At 71.8% G+C, this 18,064-nt stretch carries 15 protein-coding genes; 7 read left to right on the top strand and 8 right to left on the bottom strand.

What is annotated here, in order from left to right; all coding sequences use genetic code 11:
* Positions 1–5: 5 nt before the first annotated feature.
* Genes ACLJOK_RS03610 through ACLJOK_RS03600 form a run of 3 tightly spaced genes read right to left on the bottom strand, consistent with a single transcriptional unit; the run spans position 6 to position 3,024 of the window.
* Positions 6–956 carry a VWA domain-containing protein gene (locus tag ACLJOK_RS03610; RefSeq protein ID WP_238659225.1) on the bottom strand — a complete coding sequence of 317 codons (951 nt, stop codon included), beginning with the start codon at positions 954–956 and terminating at the stop codon, positions 6–8.
* On the bottom strand, positions 953–1,948 hold the full coding sequence (locus tag ACLJOK_RS03605; protein ID WP_410819240.1) for a DUF58 domain-containing protein: 996 nt from the start codon (positions 1,946–1,948) through the stop codon (positions 953–955). Before ACLJOK_RS03605 ends, ACLJOK_RS03610 begins: the two co-directional genes overlap by 4 nt.
* Entirely contained in the window at positions 1,927–3,024 is a 1,098-nt protein-coding gene (locus ACLJOK_RS03600) for an AAA family ATPase (RefSeq protein ID WP_410816095.1), read from the bottom strand. Before ACLJOK_RS03600 ends, ACLJOK_RS03605 begins: the two co-directional genes overlap by 22 nt.
* Before the next feature lie 240 nt (positions 3,025–3,264).
* Here ACLJOK_RS03600 and ACLJOK_RS03595 point away from each other — a divergent pair, with 240 nt between their 5' ends.
* The 3 genes from ACLJOK_RS03595 (at position 3,265) to ACLJOK_RS03585 (ending at position 5,832) form a co-directional block, all read left to right on the top strand.
* Positions 3,265–3,495, top strand: coding sequence for a hypothetical protein (locus ACLJOK_RS03595; protein ID WP_238682140.1), 231 nt, complete (start codon positions 3,265–3,267; stop codon positions 3,493–3,495).
* Positions 3,496–3,737: 242 nt separating this feature from the next.
* Positions 3,738–4,271 carry a PH domain-containing protein gene (locus ACLJOK_RS03590; protein WP_410819238.1) on the top strand — a complete coding sequence of 178 codons (534 nt, stop codon included), beginning with the start codon at positions 3,738–3,740 and terminating at the stop codon, positions 4,269–4,271.
* Positions 4,272–4,314: 43 nt separating this feature from the next.
* A complete protein-coding gene (locus ACLJOK_RS03585) occupies positions 4,315–5,832 on the top strand; it encodes a PH domain-containing protein (RefSeq protein WP_410816094.1) in 1,518 nt (505 codons plus the stop codon).
* 114 nt (positions 5,833–5,946) lie between these two features.
* Here ACLJOK_RS03585 and ACLJOK_RS03580 read toward each other — a convergent pair whose 3' ends face one another.
* Positions 5,947–7,035 carry a phosphatase PAP2 family protein gene (locus ACLJOK_RS03580; protein ID WP_410816092.1) on the bottom strand — a complete coding sequence of 363 codons (1,089 nt, stop codon included), beginning with the start codon at positions 7,033–7,035 and terminating at the stop codon, positions 5,947–5,949.
* Between the two features lie 127 nt (positions 7,036–7,162).
* On the opposite strand from ACLJOK_RS03580, the gene ACLJOK_RS03575 reads away from it, so the two are divergent.
* Positions 7,163–7,567, top strand: a complete 405-nt coding sequence (locus ACLJOK_RS03575; protein WP_410816091.1) for a thioesterase family protein — start codon at positions 7,163–7,165, stop codon at positions 7,565–7,567.
* Complete coding sequence (locus tag ACLJOK_RS03570; RefSeq protein ID WP_091403816.1) at positions 7,564–8,394, top strand: MBL fold metallo-hydrolase; 831 nt, start codon at positions 7,564–7,566, stop codon at positions 8,392–8,394. The genes ACLJOK_RS03575 and ACLJOK_RS03570 overlap by 4 nt, the downstream gene beginning before the upstream one ends.
* A gap of 14 nt (positions 8,395–8,408) precedes the next feature.
* Here the strand turns inward: ACLJOK_RS03570 and ACLJOK_RS03565 are convergent, their stop codons facing one another.
* The 3 genes from ACLJOK_RS03565 to ACLJOK_RS03555 all read right to left on the bottom strand — a co-directional run bounded on the left by ACLJOK_RS03565 (position 8,409) and on the right by ACLJOK_RS03555 (position 12,648).
* Entirely contained in the window at positions 8,409–10,235 is a 1,827-nt protein-coding gene (locus tag ACLJOK_RS03565; protein ID WP_410816089.1) for an alpha-galactosidase, read from the bottom strand.
* Between the two features lie 210 nt (positions 10,236–10,445).
* On the bottom strand, positions 10,446–11,381 hold the full coding sequence (locus ACLJOK_RS03560) for a carbohydrate kinase family protein (RefSeq protein WP_410816088.1): 936 nt from the start codon (positions 11,379–11,381) through the stop codon (positions 10,446–10,448).
* Positions 11,382–11,496: 115 nt separating this feature from the next.
* On the bottom strand, positions 11,497–12,648 hold the full coding sequence (locus ACLJOK_RS03555) for an XdhC family protein (RefSeq protein ID WP_410816086.1): 1,152 nt from the start codon (positions 12,646–12,648) through the stop codon (positions 11,497–11,499).
* 368 nt (positions 12,649–13,016) lie between these two features.
* Here ACLJOK_RS03555 and ACLJOK_RS03550 point away from each other — a divergent pair, with 368 nt between their 5' ends.
* Positions 13,017–14,105: a lytic polysaccharide monooxygenase gene (locus ACLJOK_RS03550; RefSeq protein WP_410819236.1), complete on the top strand. Its 1,089-nt coding sequence runs from the start codon at positions 13,017–13,019 to the stop codon at positions 14,103–14,105.
* 95 nt (positions 14,106–14,200) lie between these two features.
* Here the strand turns inward: ACLJOK_RS03550 and asnB are convergent, their stop codons facing one another.
* Positions 14,201–16,162, bottom strand: a complete 1,962-nt coding sequence (asnB, locus tag ACLJOK_RS03545; protein WP_091405235.1) for an asparagine synthase (glutamine-hydrolyzing) — start codon at positions 16,160–16,162, stop codon at positions 14,201–14,203.
* 132 nt (positions 16,163–16,294) lie between these two features.
* On the opposite strand from asnB, the gene ACLJOK_RS03540 reads away from it, so the two are divergent.
* Complete coding sequence (locus ACLJOK_RS03540) at positions 16,295–17,776, top strand: aminopeptidase P family protein (protein WP_410816083.1); 1,482 nt, start codon at positions 16,295–16,297, stop codon at positions 17,774–17,776.
* Positions 17,777–18,064: the final 288 nt, after the last annotated feature.

Raw genomic sequence — 18,064 nt, 5'->3', positions numbered from 1 at the left:
ACCGGCTACAGCATCCGGGACGACCAGAGCAGACTGAACGCGCCAGCGCAGAGCGCCAGCAGCAACGCCACCCCGGCGTACCACTGGGTCACCTCACGCGGCTCGGTGCGGAACCCGATCGAGCTGCCCATGTCCTGATAGACCTGCTTCAGCTCGCTCACCGACGCCGCCTCGTAGAAGTAACCCTCGGTGGTCTCGGCCAGCTCCGCGAGGGCCAACCGGTCCACCGGCACCCGCTGCAACTGCCCGCCGATGTCGACCTGACCGGTGTCGGTGCCGAACGCGATGGTGGAGACCGGCACGTTTGCCGCCTGCGCGGCCGCCGCCGCCTCCTCCACCGCCCGACCCGAGGTCCGGAAACCGTCGGAGAGCAGCACGATCCGTGCCGGCGGAATGCCCGCCGCGCCATCGGCCGGCACCGACCGGATCGCCTCCAGGCAGGTGAACACCGCCTCACCGGTCGCGGTCGCCTCGGCCAGCACCAGCCCGTCGATGGCGCTGGTCACCGCGTCCCGGTCCTTGCCCGGCGGCACCAGCACGTTGGCCGCCTTGGCGAACGACACGAGGCCCAGGTTGTAGCTCTCCGGCAGCTCGCTGACGAACTGCTTGGCCGCCTCCTGGGCCGCCTCCAGCCGGTTCGGCGCCACGTCGTCGGCCTGCATCGACAACGACACGTCGATGGCGAGCATCACGGTGGCCCGCTCCAGCGGCTCCTTGGTGTCCACAGCGGGACGGGCCAGCGCGGTGGCCAGCACCAGCAGGCAGAGCAGGAACGCGGTCGCCGGGACGTGCCGACGCCAGCCAAGGCCCTTCGGCGCCACCGTACGCAGCAGGTCCACATTGGTGAACCGCATCGCGTACGCCCGGCGGTGCAGCTGCCGCCAGACGTAGAACGCGGCGAGGGCGAACACCGGCAGCACAGCCAGCAGCCACCACGGTTGCAGAAAACGGATCATCGTGTCGTCCCCCGGGTACGCGCGTGCCGCTGCGCGGCCACGAATCGCACCATGTCCAGCAGCCAGTCTCGGTCGGTACGCAGACGCAGGTGGGCCGCTCCGGCGCCGCGCAGGGCGGCGGCGATCGTGGCCCGTTGGGCGGCGGCAGCCTCGGCGTAGCGCTGCCGCAGCCGTGGGTCGGCGGTCTGCACCTCGTGCAGCTCACCGCTCTCCGGGTCGACCACCGGCAACACGCCCACGTCCGGCAGCTCCAGCTCACGCGGGTCGACCACCTCGATAGCCAGTACGTCGTGGCGGACGCGCAGCTTGCGCATCGGCCGCGCCCACTGCTCGGCCGGGGCGAGGAAGTCCGAGACCACCACTGCCACCCCGCGACGGCGGGGCGGACGGTTGAGCATCTCGATCAGGGCGCCCAGATCACCACGGCCGGGTTGGATGGCGGTGCCGGCGACGGCACGCAGCAGGCCCTGCGCCTCCTTGCGGCCGGAGCGGGCCGGCAGCCGGGTGAGCACCCCGGGCCCGGACGGCGGTGGTCCGCCCCGCCAGCGTCGGGCCGGCGCGGACGCCCCGCCACCGGTGCCGATCACGGCGCCGATCCGGTTACCTCCCCGCACGGTCAGGTGGGTGATGGCGGCCGCCGCGGCCACCACCACCTCCCGTTTGAGCCACTGCCCGGTCCCGAAGTCCAGGCTGGCGGAGAGGTCCAACGCGAGCCAGGTCTCCAGCTCCCGGTCGGCGACCGTACGCCGCACGTGCGGTGTGGTGGTCCGGGCCGTGACCGGCCAGTCCATCCGGCGCACGTCGTCGCCGGGGCGGTACTCCCGGGACTCTCCCGCCTCACTGCCCGGCCCGGGCAGCAGGCCGGCATAGTCGCCCTGGAGCAGACCGTCGAGCTTGCGGGTGACGAGCAGCTGCAAACGGGACAGCACGGCCTCGCTGCGGTCGGGGGCCGGACGAGGGGTGGGTGAGGTCACGGGCGCTGCCCGGGCCAGCCAGCGCCCGGCGGCGGCGCGATCGACGGCGGGGTGGCCTGCTGCCGGGGGGCGACCGCCGGGAGCGGGATCGTCGACATCACCCGCTGCACGATGTGGTCGGCGGGCACGTCGTCGGCGAGCGCGTCGTAGCTGAGCACCAACCGGTGCCGCAGGATGTCCGGTGCGATGTCCTGCACGTCCTGCGGCAGCGCGTAGTCACGTCCGCGCAGCAGCGCCAGGGCGCGGGTGGCCCGGACCAGACCCAGCGAGGCGCGCGGGCTGGCCCCGTACTGGATCAGTTGCGCGACGTCGGGCATGCCGTGCTCGGCCGGGGCGCGGGTGGCCAGCACCAGCCGGACCGCGTAGTCGACCAGTGCGTGGTGGACGAAGACCTGGTCCGCCTTGCGTTGCAGGGCGATCAGCTCCGGGGTGTCGAACACCGCTGTGGGCTCGGGCGCGGCCACGCCCATCCGGTAGACGATCTCCCGTTCCTCAGCGTCGGTCGGGTAGCCCACCACGATCTTCATGAGGAACCGGTCCCGCTGCGCCTCCGGCAGCGGGTAGACGCCCTCCTGCTCGATCGGGTTCTGGGTGGCCATCACCAGGAACGGGTCCGGTACCCGGTGGCTCTCCCCACCGATGGACACCTGCCGCTCGCTCATCACCTCCAGCAGCGCGGACTGCACCTTCGCCGGCGCCCGGTTGATCTCGTCGGCGAGCAGGAAGTTGACGAAGACCGGGCCCAGCTCGACGTCGAACTTCTCGCTCGACTGCCGGTAGATCCGGGTGCCCATGATGTCGGCCGGCACCAGATCCGGGGTGAACTGGACCCGGGCGAAGGACCCACCGACGACCTTGGCGAGGGTCTCCACCGCCAGGGTCTTGGCCACCCCGGGCACCCCTTCGAGCAGGCAGTGACCGCGCGCGAGCAGCGCCACGAACATCCGCTCCACCATCCGGTCCTGCCCGACGATCACACGTTTGATCTCGAACAGGCCCTTCTCCAGCAGGCTGGCGTCCTGCGCGGGCGTGGTCACCGGGGCAGGTGCCGCTCCGTTCGGCGTCGGGGCGTCGGGCATGGTCGGCTGGGCCACCGGTCCTCCACAGCGTTTGTCGGTCGTCGCGGCTTGTGCGGTATCAAGACTCGCACGCCTTGCTGAGTGTCGAGGTGGGGAGAAGCCGATTTTGACCGCGCCGTCCCGGCAGCCGAATCACGCATCGCGGGTGTGCGCGGACCGGCCCGCCGCGTGTACGATTCACCCCGTCGCCGGGCGGCTCCCCCCGTGGTCGCCCGGCGCTCAACCTCTCCGTCCCGCCGCCCTAGACTGGTCGGGATGAGCATCCCCTCCCCCGCCGACGAGGCCCTGGTCTGTTCGGCCCGGGGCTGCCGGTCCGCCGCCGTCTGGGCGCTGGAGTGGAACAATCCCCGTCTGCACGACGCCGATCGGCGCAAGACCTGGTTGGCCTGCGCCCAGCATCGGGGCAGTCTCGGCGACTTCCTCGACGCTCGAGGCTTCCTGCGTGCCGTCACTCCGGTGCCCGGATCGCCTACGCTCGACCTGTGAGCGGCGACCCTCCGGCTTCCCCCGGCCCCACCTCCCCGTCCTGGCCGCCCACCCCGGCCACCGCACCACCCGGCGTCGATCCGCCGCCCGGCGCGTTCCCGGCACCCGGCACGCTCGGCCCGGAGCCCACCGCGCCGGACGTCTCCACACCCGCGCCGCTGCCACCGGGCGCACTGCCGCCCGGTCACCGGCCGGCACCCGCCGCCGACCAGCGCGCGCCCGACCTGCCGCCGCCGGGCCTCCTGCCGCCCGAGCCCGGCGCGCTGCTGACGGCCGCGCCGGGTGGCCGGGGCCCGCTGGAGCCCTGGCCGGACACTGTCAACTGGCAGCCGATCTCCACCGACCTGATCTGGGTGGAGCTGATCCGCCTGGCGATCGTGGTCGCCATCGGGCTGGCGGTGACCGGCGTCGGCTGGGCGTTCAGCGGCCACTGGTTGTTCGGGCTCGCCGTGGCCGTCGTGGTGGTGCTCGGCGCGTGGCGGGCCGTCGCGATCGTCCGCGCGGTTCGGGCCTGGGGGTACGCCGAGCGGGAGAACGACCTGCTGGTCCGGCACGGGTTGCTGGTGCGCCGGCTCTCCATCGTGCCGTACTCGCGGATGCAGTTCGTCGACGTGAGCGCCGGGCCGTTGGAACGCGCCTTCGACCTGGCCACCGTGCAGCTGCACACGGCGGCGGCGGCGAGCGACGCCCGGGTGCCCGGGCTGCGTCCCGCGGAGGCGTCCCGGCTGCGCGATCGACTCACCGCGCTCGGCGAGGACCGGGCGGAGGGGCTGTGAGCACCCGCGCGGGCAGCCGCCGACCGCGCCGAGGGTCGCTGCGATGAGCGACGGGCCCGCCGAGCCGAGCACCGTGCCACCCACCGGCCCGACGCCTCCGGGGCCGGTGCTGCCGACCGGCGCGCCAACCACTGGCGCGCCGCCCGCTGGCGCGGCACCGTCGGGGTCGGTTCCGCCAGGGGCGGTGCCGCCGGGGGCGCCCGCGCCGGGGGCGGCACCACCGGGCGGCGGCGAGGGCGAACCCCGACAACGACTGCACCCGCTCAGCCCGGTGCTGCACGGCGCCAAGTCCCTGGTCGTGGTGATCGCCGGGCTGTCCTGGTCGACGCTGTCCCGGGTGGGCTTCGGCTGGTTCGCCGCCATGGTGGCGGTGCTGGCACTCGGCGCGACAGTGCTGTCGGTGATCAGCTGGTACAACACCGGCTACCACGTCGTCGGCCGGGAACTACGGGTGTACGAGGGGCTGCTCTGGCGGCGTACCCGGGCCATCCCGTTGGAACGGTTGCAGGCCGTCGAGGTGGTCCGGCCGCTGCTCGCCCAGCTCACCGGCCTGGCCGAGCTGCGGCTGGAAGTGGTCGGCGGAGGCAAGACCGAGGCGCCACTGGCGTACCTCGGGGTGGCCGACGCGGCCCAGCTGCGCGAGCGTCTGCTGGCGCTGGCCGGGCGGGTGGCGCAGCAGCCCGCGCCCGGCGACGCGGCGGCCCCGGTGGCCCCGGGTGAGACGGCGCCACCGGCGGCCGTGCTGGGCCGGCCACTGCACGCGGTACGCAACCAGAACCTGCTGATCAGCCAACTGCTCACCCCGCAGGCGTTCCTGCTCCCGTTCGGTGTGGCCTTCGTCGTGGTGCAGTTCCTCACCGCCGGTTCGTGGTCGTTCGTCGCGGTGGCGAGCACCCTGACCGCGATGGCGGGTGTGCTGCTGCAACCGATCCGCCGGGTCCTCGACGACTGGAACTTCCGGCTGGCCCGCGACGGCGGCACGCTGCGGGTGCACAACGGCCTGCTGGAGACACGGGCGCAGACCGTGCCGCTGGAACGGGTGCAGACCGTGCGGGCCACCTGGCCGCTGCTGTGGCGGATGAAGGGCTGGCTGCGGCTACGACTGGAGGTGGCCGGTTACTCCGTCGCGGAGGCCGACGACCGCAACCGGCCCGACCGGCTGCTGCCGGTCGGCGACCTGCCGACGGCGACGATGATCGTCGCCGAGGTGCTTCCCGGGGTACGCCTCGACGCGCTCACGCTGAGCCCGCCGCCGCACCGAACCCGTTGGCTGCACCCGCTGGGCCGCACCGCGTTCGGAGCGGGGCTGTTCGAGCGGGTGTTCGCCACCCGGTCCGGGCGGCTCACCCGGCAGTTGGTGATCGTGCCGTACGCCCGGATCCAGAGCGTGCGAGTGGTCCAGGGGCCCATCCAGCGACGCCTCGGGTTGGCCACCGTGCACGCGGACACCGCTGGCGGCTCCGGCGCCACCGCCCAGGACCGCGACCTGGCGGAGGCCTGGGCCCTGGCGGCCGACCTGACCACTAGAGCCCACCAGGCCCGCACCCAACCCCAACCCTGACCCCCACCCCTCCCGGTCCTCCCCGCCTCTCCCCGCGTTGATCATGAAGTTGTTGCCCCGACACGCCGTGCGGGAGGGCAATAACTTCATGATCACCGGGCCGGGAGCCGGGGGTTAGTGGTCGGCGGGGACTGCGGGGTGGGTGGTCGTGGTGTCTGGGCCGCGTGGTGTGGGGGGCTCGGGTTGGCCGGGCGGGGGGTCGGTCGGGTCGCTGGGCTGCACCGTGGGCCGTGCCGCCTTGGCGCTCGGGTGGCGGACCCGCCAGGCCGCCCAGCCGCGCTCCGCCAGACCGACCACCAGGAAGGTCAACCCCACGTACGCCCAGCCGACCAGCACGTCGATCACGTAGTGCTCACCCGAGTAGACCAGGGTGAAGGTCATCGCCAGCGGGTACGCGAGCAGCAGCGGCCACCAGCGACGACGGGTGGCGGTCAGGAAGAACAGCACCACGAACAACGCCCACGCGGTGTGCAGCGACGGCATCGCGGCGACCGGGTTGGAGGCGATCTGACCGGCGTTGAGGACATTGCCGGCGCCGTGCATGCCGAACGCCTTCCAACCGCGGGTGGAGATCCGGGCGACCTCGGTGAGCAGGCCGTTTTGCGCCGCCCACCAGGGCGGGGCGGCCGGGTAGATGAAGTAGGTGACCAGGCCGGCCGCACAGAGGAAACCCCAGCGCCGCATGTACGCGGCCCAGCGGTGCCGGTCGCGCAGCCAGAGCACCGCGGCGGCGGTCAGCGCCACCACGAAGTGGGAGAAGTACACCCAGCTCGCCGCGACATCCCACCAGTGCACCTGCGGGTGGTAGAGGTGCTGCTGCAACCAGACGGTGGGCACCTCACCGCCGGTGGCCCAGCCGAACATGAACCGGTCGGCGACGATCAGCTCCATCGCGTGCGGCGTGGCCCCGTTGTCGGCGAACCCGCGCGAGAGGTTGTAGATCACGAACAGCAGCACCACCGGCACCCAGTCGCGGGCGAAGCGCAGGTGGCTACGCCACGGCCGTTCGCTGTTCCAGGCGATGGTCGCCAGCCAGATCCAGACGAAGGCGTACGCCGGGTCGGTGGGCAGCCCGATGCCCAGCCACGCGGCGACGAAAGCCACCGCCCAGACGGTCATGGCGACGACACGCCGACGACCCCCGTCCGGGGACGCGGGCGGGTCGGTCCGGGCGGGGGGCTGGGGGTCAGTCACGACGGCCATCGGGGTCAAGGTTAACGACGGGGACGGCATCGACCGACGGGGACCACCCGTTGGCCGTTGGGGGTGGGTGCGCCCGGATCGTCGGGCGCGTGCTCGACGCCTCCAGCGAGCACCTAGGCTGACGACCATGCAGGAGCAGCCCGAGCCGGCCTTCGCGCCGGGCCTGACCGCCCAGGTCGAGTTGACGGTCACCGACGCGGACACCGCCCAGGCGGTCGGTTCCGGGGACGTACCGGTGCTGGGCACTCCCCGGGTGGTGGCGCTGGCCGAGGCGGCCACCGTCGCGGCGACGGCGACCGGTATGCCGCCCGGGTCGACGACAGTGGGCACCCGGGTCGAGTTGGAGCACCTGGCGCCGACAGTGGTCGGCCGGACGGTCCGCGCGCAGGCGCTGCTGGCGACCGTCGACGGTCGCCGGCTGTCGTTCGAGGTCACTGTCAGCGACGGCGACCAGACGCTGGCCCGGGGCCGGGTGGACCGGATCCTGGTCGACCGGCAACGCTTCGTCGAGCGGGCCGGGCGGGCGTCGTGAACGCCGGTTTCGTCGAGGTCGCCGACCGGGTGCACGTGCTGGCCGAACCGCTGCTGCGGGTCAACGTCACACTGGTCGTCGGCGACGACGAGGCGCTACTGGTGGACACGCTCTCCTCGGCCGCCCAGGCCACCGAACTGGCCGCGGCCGTCCGGGCGGTCACCGACCGTCCGTTGACGCTGGTCAACACCCACCACCACTACGACCACTGCTTCGGCAACGCCGTCCTGGCCGGCGACCCACCCCGCCCGGTGTACGCGCACGAACTGGCCGCCACCGCCCTGCGCGAGGAGCCGGAGCGGCTGCGCCGGGAGGCGTACGAGGAGTTGCGCACGGAGCACCCGGCGCTCGCCGCCGAGCTGGCCGACACCCCGCTGCTCGCCCCCACGCACACGGTGCACGTCGAGACGGTCCTCGACCTGGGCGGCCGGCGGGTGCTGCTGCGCCACCCGGGGCGGGGGCACACCGAGGCCGACCTGGTGGTGCACGTGCCGGACGCCGACGTGCTGGTGGCCGGGGACCTGGTGGAGCAGAGCGGCCCGCCCGCCTTCGAGGACTCGTACCCCTTGCAGTGGCCGGACGCGGTCGCGGACCTGCTGCGGCTGACCACCGCGCGCACCGTGGTCATCCCGGGCCACGGCGACCCGGTGGACGTCGACTTCGTCCGGGCCCAGCACGCGGAGCTGGCGAAGCTGGCCTGGCTGATCCGGGCCGCGCACACCGGCAGCGCCCCGCCGGAGCGGGTGGCCGCCGAGGCACCCTTCGGGGCCCGCCCGGCCCTGGTCGCCGCCCACCGCGGCTACCTGGAACTGACCGGCACAGCCTGACCCACCCGGCGCAGCTACACCTGGGTACGCCGCCACTGCTGATGGGTGCCGGTGCCACACGTCCACTGGGCCAGGCGGGCACCGTCGGTGGTGGCGGCGTTGACCACCTCCAGGCACTTGCCGCTGTGCCGGGCGACGAGCTGCACGTACCCCGAGCCGAGATCCTGTACGCGCCACTGCTGGTTGGTGCCGCCGTTGCAGCTCCACTGGATCACGCGGACCCCGTCGGCGGTGGCGGTCGCGCCGCCGTTCACGTCCAGGCACTTGCCGCTGTGCACGCTGACCACCGTCTGGTAACCCCCGCCCGCGTCCTGGAACCGCCACCGCTGGTTGGGCTGACCGTTCGCTGCCCACTGCACCATCTCGGCACCGTCGGTGGTCGCGTTGTTGTACACGTCCAGCAGCTTGCCGCTGTGTCGCGCGGCGAGGGTGTACGTGGTCGGCACCGGCACCGTGGTGCCCGGGGCCAGCCGGTACAGCCCGGACCCGTGGGCCGGGAGCGACCGGGTGAGGGTGCCGGTCACCGTGCCGAGTGCCGCGCCGGACCACAGGTCGGTCACGGCGGCCGCTCCGATCCCGAGGTCGGCGAGGTTCACCGACACCTGCGCCGCGCTGCTGTTGCGGTTGAAGAGGGCGACGTACCGATCGGTGCTGCCCGGCACGTCGGCAACCCACACCTGCTGGCTGCCGCCGTAGAGCTGACGGTTGTTCGCGCTGTTCTGGTTGACCCCGATGACAGCGGCGTTCGTCATCAACGCCAGCTCCGCGGCGCGGTTCTCGACCAGGTTGCCACCCCACATCAGCGGCGCCCGGTTGATCGCCCAGAGCGACATCAGGGTGCGCTGCTCGTCGGCGGTCAGGTTGGAGTATCGCGGCGACCCCACCGGCCCGTACTTGGAGAGCCGGCCGATCGGGATCATGTCGGCGTCGGGCCAGGCGCCGGTGGCGCGGTACGGGGTCCAGTTGCGCAGTTGGTCGAAGAGCGCGTCGACCGACGACCAGTTGTCCCACAGGTCGTTGACGATTCGCCACATGTGCGCGTTCTCCTGGACGTGCGCGCCGCTGGCCAGCGAGGTGGGGCCGGGTGACAGGCTCAGCACCATCGGGCGGCCGCTGCGCTGGATGGCCGTTCGGTACCCCTCGATCTCCGACTGCCGGTACGTCGGGGCGGCGATGTCGTCAACCTTCACGTAGTCGACTCCCCAGGAGGCCAGCAACTGGAACACCGAGTCCAGGTAGGTCTGGGCGCAGGGGTTGGACATGTTCAGGCCCCACATCAGGTTGAGCCAGTTCGCGGTGGTGGTGTTGTTGATCTGGTTGGCGCGGCAGGTGGTGCCGAGGATCGGGACGTTGTCGGCGACCGCCTGGCGGGGAATGCCGCGCATCAGGTGGACGCCGAACTTCAGCCCCTTCGCGTGGACGTAGTCGGCGAGCGGCTTGAACCCGTTCTCACCTGCGGCGGAGGGGAACCGGGTGGTGTCCGGCAGCAGCCGCCCGTTGGCGTCCATCCGGAGCCGGGGTTGCAGGTTCGCGTCCTGGTTGGGGCTGTTGTTGTGCCGACCGGGGTAGTACCACGCCCAGTCGATCACCACGTACTCCCAGCCGAACTGCCGCAGGTTGGCGCCCATGTAGTCGGCGTTGGCCCGGACGTCGGCCTCGGTGACGCTCCAGTTGAACGAGTCGTAGCTGTTCCACCCCATCGGCGGGGTGTCGGCCACCCCGTTGCCCCACGCGGCCGCCCGTTCCGGCGGGTCGGCGACGACCATCCCGGCGGCCACGAGCAGCATGACCAGCAGGGCCGCGACGCGGCGGAACGCCAGAGGTGCCAGAACCACCCGCATCAGAACCTCCCCGACGACACCCACGTTTCCATCGTGCATCGTCGATGTTAACGCTCACAAAACCCGAGGTCAACCCACACGCCCCGCCCCACCCCCGCTCCACCCCTGCCGCGATCTTGCACTTTGCGCGGGGCCAAAGGCGGGTAAAGCGGACCAAACGTCGACCGAAAGCGCAAGATCGGCGCAGGCAGGGGGCGGGGGCGGGGCGGGTTAGGTGTTGAAGCGGTTTTGTACTGCGGTGCGGGTGGGCATGGCGGTGGCGCCGCCCGGGGATTCGCAGACCAGGCCGGCCACCCGCAGCGCGAAGGCGACGCGATCGGCCCAGCCCGACGGGTCCTCCGGCTCGCCGTCGCGCAGCAGGTCGGCGATCAGCGCGGCCATCACCGAGTCACCCGCGCCGGTGGCGTCGATCGCGTCGACAGTGGGGGCCGGCACCCGGACCGGGTCGGCTTCGGCGGCGGCCAGCACCGCACCGGCCGCGCCGAGCGTCACCACCACAGTGGCCGCCCCCAACTCACGCAGGTACGCCGCCACACCCTCGACCGGTTCACCGGGATAGAGCAGCACCGCGTCGGCGGCGCTCAGCTTGACCAGGTGCGCGCCGGCGGCGAACTCGGCCACCACCTCGCGCAGCCCGTCCAGCGCTGCCGGCCCGTTGAGCAGCCGGGGGCGTACGTTCGGGTCGAAGACCCGCAGGCCGGGGGCGAGCGACCAGGCACGGCGGGCGGCGGCCAGCGTGTCGGGTCGCAGCAGCACGATCGAACCGCAGTAGAGCACGTCGGCGCCCTCCAGCAGCGCCAGGTCCAGATCGTCGGGGCCGAGCAGTCCGTAGGAGGCCGGCTCGCCGTAGAAACGGAAGTCCGGCTCCGGCCCGGCGTACGTGACCACCGCGAGCGTCGTCGGCGCCGGGACCGTGATCGCACCGGCCACCCCGACGTCGGCAGCGGTGAGGAAGGCGCGGATCCGGCCGCCCAGCGCGTCGTCACCGAGCGAGCCGACGAACTGCGCCGCGCCGCCGAGTCGGGCCACCCCGACGGCGACGTTGAGCGGCCCGCCGCCGATGGCCTGCCGATAGACCCGCTCCCCGTCGATGTCGCTGTCGAGCAGGTCGACGAGCGCTTCGCCGAGCACCACCGCGTATCCCATGCCGATCCTCTCGTCGTCGCCACCGGCCGCCGCAAATCCGATCCGATCTCCGTGGCACCAGGCTGGCACAGCGCGCGGCCCGATGGGCGCCGAAGGCCACGCACCGACGTGCGCTCTACCCCGGCTGGTGGATCGGCCCGTCGAGTACCGCGAGGGGGCGGCCGGTGCCGCCCCACCGGGCCGCGACGATCTGCGCGGCCACACTCACCGCGGTCTCCTCCGGGGTACGACCACCAAGGTCCAACCCGATCGGGGAGGCGAGCCGGGCGAGCTGCGCCGGGGTGAGCCCCGCCTCGCTCAACAGCTTGTGTCGCTCGTCGTGGGTGCGCCGTGAGCCCATCGCGCCGACGTACGCCAATGGGTGGCGCAGCGCCAGCTCCAGCAACGGCACGTCGAACTTCGGGTCGTGGGTGAGCACGCACACCACTGTCCGCTCGTCGAGCCGATCGGCCGCCAACTCGGTACGCAGGTAGCGGTGCGGCCACTGCACCACCACCTCGTCCGCCTCGGGAAAGCGCCGCGCGGTGGCGAAGACCGGCCGGGCGTCGCAGACGGTGACCCGGTAGCCGAGGAACGCGCCGATCCGGGCCACCGCTGCGGCGAAGTCGATCGCCCCGAACACGATCATCCGGGGCGGGGTGGCGTACGCGGTCACGAAGAGGCTGACGCCGCCGCCCCGGCGCTGCCCGTGGTACCCGTACCGGAGCATCCCGCTGCGCCCGGCGGCGAGCAGCCCGAGGGCGTCGGCGCTGGCCGCGTCGTCGAGCCGGTCGTCGCCGAGCGAGCCGACGGACCGCTGGCCGGTCAGCACCAGCCGCCGACCAAGCCGCCGGGCCGGGTCGATCGGCCCGGTGCCCGGAGAAGTGCCGGCGTCGGCGGCCACGCAGGTGACGATCGCCGCCGGGTGGCCGCTACGGCGGGCGGCGGCGACAGCGTCCAGCGCCGGCAGGGCGCCCGCGTCGATCCGCTCGACGAACACGTCGAGGATGCCGCCGCAGGTCAGACCCACTGTGTACGCGTCGTCGTCGCTGATCCCGTAGCGGCACAGCGCGGGCTGGCCGGTGTCGAGCACACGGCGGGCCCGTTCGTAGAGATCCGCCTCGACGCAGCCGCCGGAGACGCTGCCGATGACAGTGCCGTCGGTCGTGACCACCATTGCGGCGCCGGGCGGCTGCGGGGCGGAGTGCCAGGTGGCCACCACGGTGGCCAGCGCGACCGGGTCGCCGTCGCGGCACCGACGGTGCACCTCGTCGAACACGTCCGGCACCGGCGGCCGCCTCTCCGTTCCCGCTCCCCGTACGCAGGATATGGCGTTCAACGGCGACCGGCGGGTCTTCTGATGCATCGAGGAAGACCTATTGCGGTCGGCCCCTGCGGCGTGGTGGGATGACGCGTACCGGGCGGTGCGAGGGCTGCGGCGCCGCCGGTTGCCGGGTTGGTTAGACGCGAGGGCACCGGTCCAGGACAGGACCGTTGACGGCGCACGTCCACTGGCTGTTTTCCGCCGGGGCACGTCGCCGTGATCGTCGCACCGCTCACGACAGCGGGGCGATCACGCCACATCCCACCCGATTGCGGCGGGGCGGCTCAGCCAGCGCCCCTCGCGAGTCAGGAGAACCCGTGAACCGTTCCCGTATGGCCGCCTTGCTCACCGCGGCCATGACCCTCGCGCTGGGCGCTGTCGCCCTGGCGTCCAATCCTCAGCCGGCCGCCGCGCACGGCGCGGCGATGACGCCGGGCAGCCGCACCTACCTCTGCTGGCAGGACGGCCGCAGCCAGACCGGTGAGATCAGGCCGAACAATCCCGCGTGCTCCGCCGCCGTGGCCCAGAGCGGGGCGAACTCGCTGTACAACTGGTTCAGCGTGCTGCGCTCCGACGCTGGCGGCCGGACCACCGGCTTCATTCCGGACGGGCAATTGTGCAGCGGCGGTGCAACCGGTTTCCGCGGCTACGACCTGCCCCGCACCGACTGGCCGCTGACCCACCTGACCGCCGGGGCGCGGCTGGACTTCAAGTACAGCAACTGGGCGCACCACCCGGGCACGTTCTACTTCTACGTGACGAAGAACAGCTGGAGCCCGACCCGGGCCCTGGCCTGGAGTGACCTGGAGGAGCCGTTCCTGACGGTGACCAACCCGCCGCAGCGCGGCTCGGTCGGCAGCAACGACGGGCACTACTACTTCAGCGGCAACCTGCCGTCGGGTAAGAGTGGCAAGCACATCATCTACTCCCGCTGGGTCCGCTCGGACTCGCAGGAGAACTTCTTCGGCTGCTCCGACGTGACCTTCGACGGCGGCAGCGGCCAGGTCACCGGTGTGGGTCCGGGTGGCACGCCGACCGACCCGACCGACCCGCCGACCGATCCGCCGACCGACCCGACGGATCCGCCGACCGACCCGACCACCCCACCGCCGTCCGGCGGTGACTGCATGGCCACCTACAAGGTGTCCAGCGCCTGGCAGGGCGGCTTCCAGGGCGAGGTCACGATCATGAACCACGGCAGTACGCCGTTCTCCGGTTGGACCGCGAACTGGACCTGGCCCAACGGGCAGGCGATCAGTCAGATCTGGGGTGCCACCCAGACATCGTCCGGCTCGACTGTGACAGCGACGAACGTCGCCTACAACGGCACTGTCGCACCGGAGGGCACCACAACGTTCGGCTTCCTGGCGAGTTCCACAGGAACCAACGGGCTCCCCACAGTCACCTGCGCCCGCCGCTAACCATCACCACCACCACCCTGAAATGATCAAGAGGTTTGCGTCATCCGGACCGTTTCCGGTGACGCAAACCTCTTGATCAACAGGGTGGGGCAGAGTCAGCGGACCATGGAGCCGACCACCGGCTTGGTGAGCAGGGCAGACTGGTTGCGCTGGATACCCGGGTCGAGGGTCTTGGCCACGAAGATCGCGTGCCAGATGCAGAAGATCAGCACCGTCCACACCTTGCGGGAGTGGTCGGCCTCCTCCCGCTTGTGCTCGTCGAGCAGCCGCAGCGCGTACGACAGGTCGAGCAGGTCGCCCGCGCCCGAGGTGCTGAGCACGTGCCGGGCCCACTCGTACATCTCGCCGCGCAGCCAGACCCGGGTGGGGGTCGGGAAGCCCAGCTTCTTGCGGTTGACGATGGCCGGCGGCACGACACCCTGCAACGCCTGACGCATCGCGTACTTCGTGGCGTCGGAGCGCGGCGGCAGCTTCAGGTCGACCGGGATCTTCGCCGCGACGTCGAAGACCTCACGGTCGAGGAACGGCACCCGCACCTCCAGCGAGTGCGACATCGAGATCCGGTCGGCCTTGACCAGGATGTCGCCACGCAGCCAGGTGTAGAGGTCGACGTACTGCATCTTGGTGACGTCGTCGAGCTCGGTGCACTCGGCGTAGATCGGGGCGGTGACGTCCGTGTAGCGCACCGAGGGGTCGTAGCGGCGCATCAGGTGCTGCTTCTCCTCCTCGGTGAACATCCGGGCGTTGCCGTAGTAACGCTCCTCGATCGGGGTGGTGCCGCGCTCCAGGAAGCTCTTGCCCTTGACCCCCTGCGGGATCGCCTTGGAGACCGCGCGCAGCCCCTTCTGCACCCCGCCGGGCAGGCCGTTGACGGTGCCCAGCGAGAGCGGCTCCCGGTAGATCGTGTAACCGCCGAAGAACTCGTCCGCGCCCTCACCGGAGAGCACCACAGTGACGTGCTCGGCGGCCTTCTTGGCCACGAAGTAGAGCGGCACCAGCGCCGGGTCGGCGACCGGGTCGTCCAGGTGCCAGACGATCTTCGGCAGCGCGTCGATCATGTCCTGTGGACCGATCTTGGTGGGGATCGTGGTGACGTCGAGGTGCCGGGCCGAATCCTGAGCGACGTCGATCTCCGAGTAACCGGGCACGTCGTAGCCGACGGTGAAGGTCAGGATGTTCGGGTTGAACTCCCGTGCCAGCGCCACCACAGCTGTGGAGTCGATGCCGCTAGAGAGGAACGAGCCGACCGGCACGTCGGAGCGCATGTGCATGCGCACGCTCTCCCGCAGCGTCTCGCGGATCTCGTGGTAGAGCTTCTGCTCGTCGTCGACCGGCGCCGGCCGGAACACCGGCCGGTACCACCGACGTACGTCGATCCGACCGCCCGGGGTCCAGTTCAGGTACTCCCCGGAGCCGATCCGGCTGATGCCCTTGTGCAGCGTGCCGGGCTCGGGGACGTACTGAAGGGTCAGGTAGTGGCTCAGGTTGGCCGTGTCGACGCCCGCGTCGCCCTGGTAGTTGCTGTGCGCGAAGGGCAGCAGCGCCTTCTTCTCCGAGGCCAGGTAGAGGCCGTCGGCGGTCTCCAGGTAGTGCATCGGCTTGATGCCGAAATAGTCGCGGGCACCGAAGGCCCGGCGTTCCTGCCGGTCCCAGATGACGAAGGCGAACATGCCCCGCAGCCGGGTGAGCACCTGCTCACCCCAGAAGTGGTAGCCCGCGACGATCACCTCGCCGTCACCGGCGGTGGCGAACTGGGCGCCGAAGTTCCTGATCAACTCCTCGCGCAGCTCAATGTAGTTGTAGATCTCGCCGTTGAAGGTCAGCAGGTAACGGCCGTTCGCGTAGGGCAGTGGCTCGTGGCTCGACGCGACGTCGATGATGGCCAGCCGCTTGTGGGCGAACACGCCGTCCGCGTACCGGCCGGAGGCGTCGCCGACCACCTCGACCCCGGTCTCGTCGGGGCCGCGGTGGTGCAGGCATTCCAACGCTCCGGCGATGTGGTCGCGATGCGCTGCGGCGTTGCCGTTCGCGCTGAAGAAGGCCAGAAGTCCGCACATGGTGGCCATCTTTCCACGCGCGCTGTCGGCCCTTGCAGCCGTCCGTCGATCCACCCGACTCCCAGGGGGCGTTACCGCCAACCGGACGCGCGGTACCGTCGGGACCAGCAACGAAGCGGAGGGAGCGGCGCAATGACCGAGGGACAGACCGACGGTACGCCGACGGACGGTACGGAATCGCACGATCCGGACTTCCCGGAGGCGTTCCTGTCCTTCATGCGGCAGGGCTGGAGCGACACGGCGCTCCCCGTGACGCCCCGCCCGGAGACGCCCAACTACGCCAAGCGGCGGGCGGCCCTCTCGGCGGCCTTCCCCGGCGAGACGCTGGTGATCCCCACCGGCACCGAGAAGGTCCGGGCCAACGACACCGACTACCCGTTCCGGCCGGGCAGCGACTTCGCCTACCTGACCGGCGACCACGACGCCGACAGCGTGCTGGTGCTGCGCCCGAACGGCTCGGGGCACGACGCGACGCTGTACATGCGGCCCCGGTCCTCCCGGGAGACCGACGAGTTCTTCCGCAGCCGAAACGGCGAGCTGTGGGTGGGCCGGCGGCACACCCTCGGCGAGAAGTCGACCGAGCTGGGCCTGCCCACCGCCGACCTGACCGGCCTGGAGGCGACCCTCGCCGACCTGGCTCCGGGGCGTACCCGGGTGCTGCGCGGTTTCGACGCCCAGGTGGACGCGGCCGTCCGCCCCTACGCCGGGCCCCGCGCCGAGGGCCAGCCGGCCCGGGACCGGGAGCTGGCCATCGCCATCTCGGAGATGAAGCTGGTCAAGGACGAGTGGGAGATCGGCCAACTCCAGGACGCGATCGACGCCACCGTCCGCGGCTTCGAGGACGTGGCCCGGATCCTGCCGGCCGACCGGGCGGTCTCCGAGCGGCTGCTGGAGGGCGTCTTCGCGCTGCGGGCCCGCCACGACGGCAACGACGTCGGGTACAGCTCGATCGTCGGTGCCGGCGAGCACGCAACGATCCTGCACTGGGTGCACAACCACGGCGCGACCCGACCGGGCGACCTGCTGCTGATGGACATGGGTGTCGAGGGCCACAACCTCTACACCGCCGACGTCACCCGGGTCCTGCCGGTGAGCGGCCGGTTCACCGCGCTGCAACGCCAGGTCTACGACATCGTGTACGCCTCGCAGCAGGCCGGCATCGAGGCCATCCGCCCCGGGGTGAAGTTCAAGGACGTCCACCTGGCCTGCATGCGGGTGCTCGCCGAAGGGTTAGCCGAGCTGGGTCTGCTGCCGGTGAGCGTGGACGAGGCGATGGACGAGAAGTCGACCGTCTACCGGCGGTGGACGCTGCACGGCTTCGGCCACATGCTCGGGATCGATGTGCACGACTGCTCCAACGCCCGCAAGGAGACGTACCGCGACGGCGCGCTGGGCGAGGGCTACGTGCTCACCGTCGAGCCCGGTCTGTACTTCCAGCCGGAGGACGAGCTGGTCCCCGCCGAGCTGCGCGGCGTGGGCATTCGGATCGAGGACGACGTGCTGGTCACCGCGACCGGCGCGGTCAACCTGTCGGCCGGGCTGCCCCGCACCTCCGACGAGGTGGAGACCTGGCTGGCCGAGCAGCGCGAAGCCGGCCCTCGCCTGCCCAGCTAAGCCCGCCTGCCCAGCTAGCCCGCCTACCCAGCTGGGGCTGGCGGATCAAGCCCCGCCCCTGACCCGCCGGCCCTTTCTGAGGGCCGGCGGGCCATGGGCCTCCGGCCGTGATCCACTCGGTTTCCTTGAAGTCGCGCTGTCCCGGCCGCCCGGACACCGCGCCTTCAAGAAAGTCGAGTGGATCACGCTTTTGCGGGCGGGCACCGTTCGGTAACCGCACACCCCCAGGCGGCCGCGCCCGCGCACCGACAGCCGACAGCGACACCGGCTGCGACGCATTGACACCGG

Origin of the sequence: Micromonospora sp. 050-3, assembly GCF_046549335.1 — a bacterium.
Lineage (GTDB): Bacteria > Actinomycetota > Actinomycetes > Mycobacteriales > Micromonosporaceae > Micromonospora > Micromonospora trifolii.
Note: the sequence above shows the minus strand (reverse complement) of the source record. Positions and strands in the feature narration are given on the sequence as shown.

What these genes read in the sequence shown, in the direction of transcription:
- ACLJOK_RS03560 (WP_410816088.1), bottom strand. Translation starts at nt 11,381, where the DNA reads ATGGGATACGCGGTGGTGCTCGGCGAAGCGCTCGTCGACCTGCTCGAC.
- asnB (WP_091405235.1), bottom strand. Translation starts at nt 16,162, where the DNA reads ATGTGCGGACTTCTGGCCTTCTTCAGCGCGAACGGCAACGCCGCAGCG.
- ACLJOK_RS03575 (WP_410816091.1), top strand. Translation starts at nt 7,163, where the DNA reads ATGCAGGAGCAGCCCGAGCCGGCCTTCGCGCCGGGCCTGACCGCCCAG.
- ACLJOK_RS03565 (WP_410816089.1), bottom strand. Translation starts at nt 10,235, where the DNA reads ATGCGGGTGGTTCTGGCACCTCTGGCGTTCCGCCGCGTCGCGGCCCTG.
- ACLJOK_RS03540 (WP_410816083.1), top strand. Translation starts at nt 16,295, where the DNA reads ATGACCGAGGGACAGACCGACGGTACGCCGACGGACGGTACGGAATCG.
- ACLJOK_RS03585 (WP_410816094.1), top strand. Translation starts at nt 4,315, where the DNA reads ATGAGCGACGGGCCCGCCGAGCCGAGCACCGTGCCACCCACCGGCCCG.
- ACLJOK_RS03580 (WP_410816092.1), bottom strand. Translation starts at nt 7,035, where the DNA reads ATGGCCGTCGTGACTGACCCCCAGCCCCCCGCCCGGACCGACCCGCCC.
- ACLJOK_RS03610 (WP_238659225.1), bottom strand. Translation starts at nt 956, where the DNA reads ATGATCCGTTTTCTGCAACCGTGGTGGCTGCTGGCTGTGCTGCCGGTG.
- ACLJOK_RS03550 (WP_410819236.1), top strand. Translation starts at nt 13,017, where the DNA reads ATGGCCGCCTTGCTCACCGCGGCCATGACCCTCGCGCTGGGCGCTGTC.
- ACLJOK_RS03595 (WP_238682140.1), top strand. Translation starts at nt 3,265, where the DNA reads ATGAGCATCCCCTCCCCCGCCGACGAGGCCCTGGTCTGTTCGGCCCGG.